General features: G+C 52.2%; 8 protein-coding genes, 1 rRNA gene and 1 other RNA gene. All 10 read left to right on the top strand.

All coding sequences use genetic code 11. From position 1 onward, the window contains the following. The first annotated feature begins 7 nt into the window (after nt 1-7). Nucleotides 8-1,282, top strand: a complete 1,275-nt coding sequence (locus tag ABE504_RS30865) for a radical SAM protein (protein ID WP_430096376.1) — start codon at nt 8-10, stop codon at nt 1,280-1,282. A 130-nt stretch (nt 1,283-1,412) separates the two neighbouring features. Continuing rightward, nucleotides 1,413-1,610 (top strand): 50S ribosomal protein L31, encoded by a 198-nt coding sequence (gene rpmE, locus ABE504_RS30870; protein ID WP_126141334.1) that lies wholly within the window; start codon nt 1,413-1,415, stop codon nt 1,608-1,610. A 91-nt stretch (nt 1,611-1,701) separates the two neighbouring features. Then, a complete protein-coding gene (locus ABE504_RS30875; protein ID WP_430096379.1) occupies nt 1,702-2,100 on the top strand; it encodes a hypothetical protein in 399 nt (132 codons plus the stop codon). 50 nt (nt 2,101-2,150) lie between these two features. Beyond that, nucleotides 2,151-2,414, top strand: an RNA gene (gene ffs, locus ABE504_RS30880) — signal recognition particle sRNA large type. Between the two features lie 144 nt (nt 2,415-2,558). Continuing rightward, nucleotides 2,559-4,307 (top strand): DNA polymerase III subunit gamma/tau, encoded by a 1,749-nt coding sequence (dnaX, locus tag ABE504_RS30885; RefSeq protein ID WP_430096381.1) that lies wholly within the window; start codon nt 2,559-2,561, stop codon nt 4,305-4,307. Between the two features lie 20 nt (nt 4,308-4,327). Beyond that, nucleotides 4,328-4,639 carry a YbaB/EbfC family nucleoid-associated protein gene (locus tag ABE504_RS30890; RefSeq protein ID WP_161407144.1) on the top strand — a complete coding sequence of 104 codons (312 nt, stop codon included), beginning with the start codon at nt 4,328-4,330 and terminating at the stop codon, nt 4,637-4,639. A 48-nt stretch (nt 4,640-4,687) separates the two neighbouring features. Further along, on the top strand, nt 4,688-5,284 hold the full coding sequence (gene recR, locus ABE504_RS30895) for a recombination mediator RecR (protein ID WP_126141338.1): 597 nt from the start codon (nt 4,688-4,690) through the stop codon (nt 5,282-5,284). A 112-nt stretch (nt 5,285-5,396) separates the two neighbouring features. Beyond that, complete coding sequence (locus ABE504_RS30900) at nt 5,397-5,681, top strand: DUF2508 family protein (protein WP_430096383.1); 285 nt, start codon at nt 5,397-5,399, stop codon at nt 5,679-5,681. Nucleotides 5,682-5,683: 2 nt separating this feature from the next. Further along, complete coding sequence (locus tag ABE504_RS30905; RefSeq protein WP_430096384.1) at nt 5,684-5,953, top strand: pro-sigmaK processing inhibitor BofA family protein; 270 nt, start codon at nt 5,684-5,686, stop codon at nt 5,951-5,953. Nucleotides 5,954-6,241: 288 nt separating this feature from the next. Further along, nucleotides 6,242-6,344: ribosomal RNA gene (locus ABE504_RS30910) — 16S ribosomal RNA — on the top strand; the annotation flags it as partial.

Consider the following 6,344-nt stretch of genomic DNA (forward strand, 5'->3'; position numbering starts at 1 on the left):
TACCGTTATGAATTTGGTTTATTCAGATACAGAAGGAAATGTATTCGATCATCCCGACTATTTGGCGTTAGGCCGAAATGCCGAGATGATTACTGAGATTTTGGACGAGGAGCTGATCCCGCTGCCGGAAGGCGCGACGCTCGTCTCTCTGCCGTTCACGCGACCGGTCGGTATCGATGCCGAAACCGGCGAGATGAAGCTGGTCCAAGGCGACTATCACGCCGTCGGCGCGCTGCTGCCGCAAGGCTTTACGCGTCTGCTTCTGCCGGGCTACGTCAAATCGGACAAATCCAAGGCGCTGCCGCTTTTCGGGTATACCGCCGTGGTATGGAAGGAAGACGGGTTCTATGTTGCTGCTCGCTTGACGGATAACCCGTATTTCTGGAATCCGGTCAATTGTGACGTGGACGTACTGGAATCCCAAGTGAAGCACCTCACGGCCAAATATCCGGAAAATCGTCTGTATGCGCACTTGTCGAACTGCGCCCTTGGCTATGAGTGTCTGACGGCGTCCAACACGTTCCTGCAGCGCTGGGAAGGTGCCGTGCCAGTATCCTACTCGTGCAACGCGGGCTGCTTCGGCTGTATTTCCGAACAGCCGGACGACAGCGGCTTCGTGGCGCCGCAGACCCGGATGAATTTCAAGCCGCGCGTCGATGAGATCACCGAGATTATGCTGGAGCATCTCAAGACGCCGGACAGCATCATCTCCTTCGGGCAAGGGTGCGAGGGAGAGCCGAGCACACAGGCGGCGATTATTATCCCTGCGATCAAGCAGGTGCGTGAGATCACCAAGACGGGTTACATCAACATCAACACGAATGCCGGGTTGACCGATCATATCCGCGGCATCGTGGATGCTGGGCTCGATCTGATGCGCGTCAGCACGATCAGTGCGATCGATGAGCATTATAACGCATATTACAAGCCGAGAGCCTATACGCTCAAGAATGTTGAAAAATCGCTCCGCTACGCCGCGGATAAAGGAGTCATCACCTCGATCAACTATCTCGTCTTTCCGGGCGTCACAGACCGCGAGGAAGAGATCGAAGCGATGATCGACTTCGTGCGCCGCACCGGACTGAAGCTGATCCAGCTCCGCAACCTGAATATCGACCCTGAAAGCTATCTGGGCATCATTCCGAAGGCCAAGAGCGAGCTGCTCGGCATGAAAGCGATGCTGGAGATTTTCGAAGAGGAACTGCCGGATGTTGTGCTGGGATCGTACTCGCACACGCCTAAATTTTATACGAGTGAACGCACGCTGACGCCTGTGTTATAAAGGGTTTGCGAAGCTTTTTAAACTTATAGAATTGCCATTGCATCCGCCGCGGCAGGTATGCTACAATGCAAAAGTACGTCCATTAACTCTGGATCAGCACATGATTCAGGGCGGAAAGAGGTGAACCAACATGAAAGCAGGTATTCATCCTACTTATCATGCAACCACAGTGACTTGCGCTTGTGGGAATGTGTTCGAAACGGGTTCAATTAAGTCAAATCTTCGCGTTGAGATTTGCTCCAATTGCCATCCTTTCTACACGGGTAAACAAAAGTTTATCGATGTAGGCGGCCGTGTCGACAAATTCAAAAAGAAATACGGCATCTAATTGGCAGCTATTGCTTTCGAAGCAATCGGCATAAGACAATCTCCATTGGTCATCCTAAGCGTAGGCTTACGAGTCCAATGGAGGTGTTTTTATGTTCAAGGCTCTGCTCAAATGGACAGGATCGGTTGTGCTCATCTGCGGTCTGGCGGCCTGCGGTGCGCACAAGACCACGGACAATGGAACTTATAAAACCCAGAATTACAAGCAGGACGGCTTACTCGGCATTACCAGCGTCAATCCGAACAATCCGATGAATCCAACGTATCATCATTATGATGACGACGCCCTCCTGATGAAGGCTGTATTGGATCAACTGCCTGGCGTTGAGAAATCGAAGTTTGCGATCCACGGGCCTAACGTCAACGTGAAAGTGACGCCTAAGGCAGGTCTGACACCTGCGCAGGTAGAAGAGCTGCGCTCTCAAGCGCAGATGGCGCTCGACACCAACATGCCGCGCTATAAAATCAATGTGATCATGGTCAGCAGGTAGTTTTTGCCCCTTGGTTGCTATTTGCTACTCAATCGGCTATACTATTTTTACTGTGCTAGACGGGGAGGTAGCGGTGCCCTGTGACTCGCAATCCGCTGTAGCGAGGTTGAATTCCTGTTAGCGGTACTGTGATGTGAGGTCTGGCTTTTACACGTGGTGTTGAGAATCGGGTCCTTCGCAATGGATGCTCATGAACCCGGTCAGGTCCGGAAGGAAGCAGCCGTAAGTGAGATGTTTCATGTGCCGAAGGGTTGCCTAATTTGAGCTAACGATAAGAGTACGCTTGTATCCCTTTATCAATAACAGGTGCACAGTTTTTACATACGAAGCGCACAACGTCCCTTATGGGGCGTTTTTTTGTTGTAGGGCACACTTGGCACAACCTCTATTTCATCCCCAGAAGGCTTATAGTATAATGGAGTCAGTCAATCCGCACAGGATTATTGGAGAGGAACACAATGGCCCATATCGCTTTGTATCGAACGTGGAGATCGCAGACGTTCCGCGATGTCGTCGGACAACGGCACATTACGCAGACGCTGCAGAACTCTTTGCGTGAAAACCGCCTTACGCACGCCTATTTGTTCAACGGTCCTCGGGGAACGGGGAAAACAAGCACGGCCAAAATTTTGGCCAAAGCGATCAACTGCTTGAACGGCCCCGCCGAAGAACCGTGCAATAACTGCTCGGCTTGTCAGCGCATTACCGAAGGCGCCGTCATGGACGTGGTCGAGATCGATGCGGCCTCCAACCGCGGCGTGGAAGAAATTCGCGACATCCGCGATAAAGTGAAATACGCCCCGACGGAAGTCAGGCATAAGGTCTATATCATTGACGAAGTGCACATGCTGACGACAGAGGCGTTCAATGCCCTGCTCAAAACGTTGGAGGAACCCCCGGCGCATGTGATGTTTATTTTGGCGACGACCGAACCCCATAAAATCCCGGCAACGATTATCTCCAGGTGTCAGCGCTTCGATTTCCGCCGCATCTCGCTTGACGATCAGGTGGACCGGCTGCAGTATGTCTGCGACCAGGAGCATATCGCGATCGATCGGGAAGCTCTGCATTATATCGCGCGCTTATCCGACGGAGGGATGCGGGATGCGCTCAGCTTACTCGATCAGGCGGCTTCTTTTGCAACGGGCGAAATCCAGCTGTCGGACGTCCTAGCGATTACCGGCGGCGTGGCTTCGGATCAATTCAAGAAGCTTGTGCTCTATATCAAGGACGGTCAGCTGGGCAATGCACTGGAACTGATCGACACCTTCATGCAGGAAGGCAAAAGCGCCGACAAATGCATCGAAAATTTGATCCACTATTTCCGCGATTTGCTGATGGTTCGCATGGTGCCGAATTCGCCAGTCATTGCCGAGCGCGTGTTCGACATGGCAGATCTTCAGAACGTCGCGGCGAGCTTCACACCTGCTGAAATGATGGCGATGATCGAGACGCTCAACCACTATCAGAGCGAGATGAAATACTCCGTTCAGCCGCAGACCTTGCTGGAAATTGCGATTTTGAAAATCAGCGGCGGCAGCCGCGGTGCAAGCTCAGGGGTGTCAAGCCCTGCCGCAGAGTCGGGGCGCGGACCGTCGCTGGAGAGCGATCTCGTGCAGCAGCTCACCCGGCGGTTGAAACAACTTGAAGAACAGGTGGCAGGACTGGTAAAATCGGGAGTGGCGGGTTCCGCAGACGGCGGCCCGGCGAGGCAGGCTCCGCCTGCCAGAGTGGCTGCGGCTTCCGCGCCCACGAAGAAGTCCGGCCTCAAGCTGGAGCCGTATCTTAAGGCGGCCGAAGGGCCGGATACCAAGACAGGCTTCATGAAATGGGCTCAGGTGCTCGGGGACGTCAAGGAACGCAAGATCACCGTTCATGCCTGGTTCGTCAACGGCGATCTCGTCTCCGTGCTGGACGATGCGGTGCTTGTTGCTTTTAAGAATGAGATGCATCGCAACACGACGGAGAAGCCGGAGAACAAGCTGATTATTGAGCAGGTGCTTGGCGCCGTATTTGGCAAACCGATGCGGCTTCTGACCGTCATGCGCAAAGAATGGGACGATGCGAAGAGCGAGTCGACTGTCGCGCCTCCGGAAGTCATGGAACTCGTGGCCGAGGATGGGCCTGCGAAGCCGGCGAAGGAAGAATGGATTTCCGAAGCGATTCAATTGTTTGGCGAGGATTTAGTTACGATTAAAGAAGATTAACGATAAGGGAGCGATCTGTTATGAATAACATGAACCAAATGATGAAGCAAGTGAAGAAAATGCAAGAGCAAATGATGAAAGCGCAAGAAGAGCTGGGTACCAAAGTCATCGAAGGTACAGCCGGCGGCGGTGTTGTTACTTGTACGGTGAACGGCCACAAAAAAGTACAAAGCATCACGATCAAACCGGAAGCGGTTGACCCGGACGATGTTGAAATGCTGCAAGACCTTGTGCTGACAGCGATTAATGATGCAATGACCAAAGCGGAAGAAATCGCCAACAAAGATATGGGCAAATTCACAGGCGGCATGAACATTCCAGGCCTGTTCTAAACAAACAGCTGAGAGTCACAACTTTATAACGATGAAGGAGTCCTTCCTTTGCATTACCCCGAACCGATAGCGAAATTAATCGATGCCTTCTCCCGCTTGCCGGGAGTCGGCCCCAAGACGGCCGGACGTTTGGCCTTTCACGTGCTCCGTATGAAAGAGGAGGATGTGATCGATTTTGCCAAGTCGCTCGTCAATGTGAAACGGAACCTGCACTACTGCTCGGTTTGCTGCAACATTACGGACGTGGATCCGTGCCGCATCTGTCAAGACAAGAGCCGGGACGGGTCTGTCATCTGTGTCGTGCAGGAGCCGAAGGATTTGGCGGCGCTGGAGCGCACCAAAGAATTTGAGGGCTATTACCACGTGCTGCATGGCGCGATTTCTCCGATGGAGGGGATCGGTCCCGACCAGATTCATATCGCCGAGCTGCTCAAGCGGCTGGGGGACGAGACGGTGCAGGAGTTGATTCTTGCGACGAATCCGAATATTGAGGGCGAAGCGACAGCGATGTACTTATCTCGGCTTGTGAAGCCTTTCGGGCTTCGCGTAACCCGGATCGCCCATGGCTTGCCGGTCGGCGGCGATTTGGAGTATGCGGATGAAGTCACGTTGTCCAAAGCGATGGAAGGCCGCAGGGAATTATAAGTTTATAGGTAGAGGGAGAGCCGAGAGGCTCTCTTTTTTTGTTGTTCTGTCTGCGCTCTTTTCCTCATATGCATGTAACAAACCAGCTATGGGGAGAAAGGGAGGCCTGTCCGTGAGACCGGAACTATTAGGTACGCAAGGCTTGAAGAAACCGTCGTTAAAATCGCAAAAGCAGGCCGCCATAAGGGACAAGCAGCTCCTGATTGAGGAAATTCGCGGGGCTCACTTGACTTGGCAGTCTGCGCAGGCACATTTTGAATTTGCGGTGGAGAAGGACCAGATTGACTACGCAATCTATGCGCTGGAAGCAGCGGAGAAAAGGTTTGAAATGCTTATCAAGCAGGCGAAAAAGATGGGGATCAGTTTAATTGACAGCGATCGTTTATTGGAGGGATAGAGATGGTAGTTAACGTTGCAATTTGGGGTGTGCTTATTCTGTCGTCCTTGTTGCTGATCATGACGGTTCTTCGCAGTCGGGGCGGCACCAGAGTGCTGGCCTCCTTGGGAGTAAATGTTGTCGTTGCAGCGTTTCTGCTGTATTTGCTGAATCTGCTCAGCGGTTACACGCATGTCGAGCTGCCGATCAATACGGCGACATTAGGGACGGCGACCGTGCTAGGTGTGCCAGGGGTATTGCTGTTGATCGGGGTCAAAGTTGTACTCTTGTAAATTGGAAAAATAAAACATGCGCATCAGAGGTTGACTCGTACGATGTTCCTGTGGTATCTTATAAAAGTTGCTGCGGGACATGCAGTAAACAAAGTAACTTGAAATAAACAAGTTGCAAAAGAAAAGTAACTGTGATATATTGGTCTTCCGGCTTTCGAGAGGAAGTTGTGAGACAAGCATTGTTCCTTGAAAACTGAACAACGAGTGAGTAAGCAAATCGGTTGAGCAATCAACCATAATGAGATTGAAAAATCTCGCTAGCAAGTCAATGAGCTATTCAGCTTTTCTTTTATGGAGAGTTTGATCCTGGCTCAGGACGAACGCTGGCGGCGTGCCTAATACATGCAAGTCGAGCGGAGCACTTCGGTGCTTAGCGGCGGACGGGTGAGTA

Source organism: Paenibacillus oryzisoli, from assembly GCF_050467285.1.
In the GTDB taxonomy this organism is placed as follows: domain Bacteria; phylum Bacillota; class Bacilli; order Paenibacillales; family NBRC-103111; genus Paenibacillus_E; species Paenibacillus_E oryzisoli_A.

What these genes read in the sequence shown, in the direction of transcription:
- ABE504_RS30875 (WP_430096379.1), top strand. Translation starts at nt 1,702, where the DNA reads ATGTTCAAGGCTCTGCTCAAATGGACAGGATCGGTTGTGCTCATCTGC.
- dnaX (WP_430096381.1), top strand. Translation starts at nt 2,559, where the DNA reads ATGGCCCATATCGCTTTGTATCGAACGTGGAGATCGCAGACGTTCCGC.
- ABE504_RS30905 (WP_430096384.1), top strand. Translation starts at nt 5,684, where the DNA reads ATGGTAGTTAACGTTGCAATTTGGGGTGTGCTTATTCTGTCGTCCTTG.
- rpmE (WP_126141334.1), top strand. Translation starts at nt 1,413, where the DNA reads ATGAAAGCAGGTATTCATCCTACTTATCATGCAACCACAGTGACTTGC.
- ABE504_RS30865 (WP_430096376.1), top strand. Translation starts at nt 8, where the DNA reads ATGAATTTGGTTTATTCAGATACAGAAGGAAATGTATTCGATCATCCC.
- ABE504_RS30890 (WP_161407144.1), top strand. Translation starts at nt 4,328, where the DNA reads ATGAATAACATGAACCAAATGATGAAGCAAGTGAAGAAAATGCAAGAG.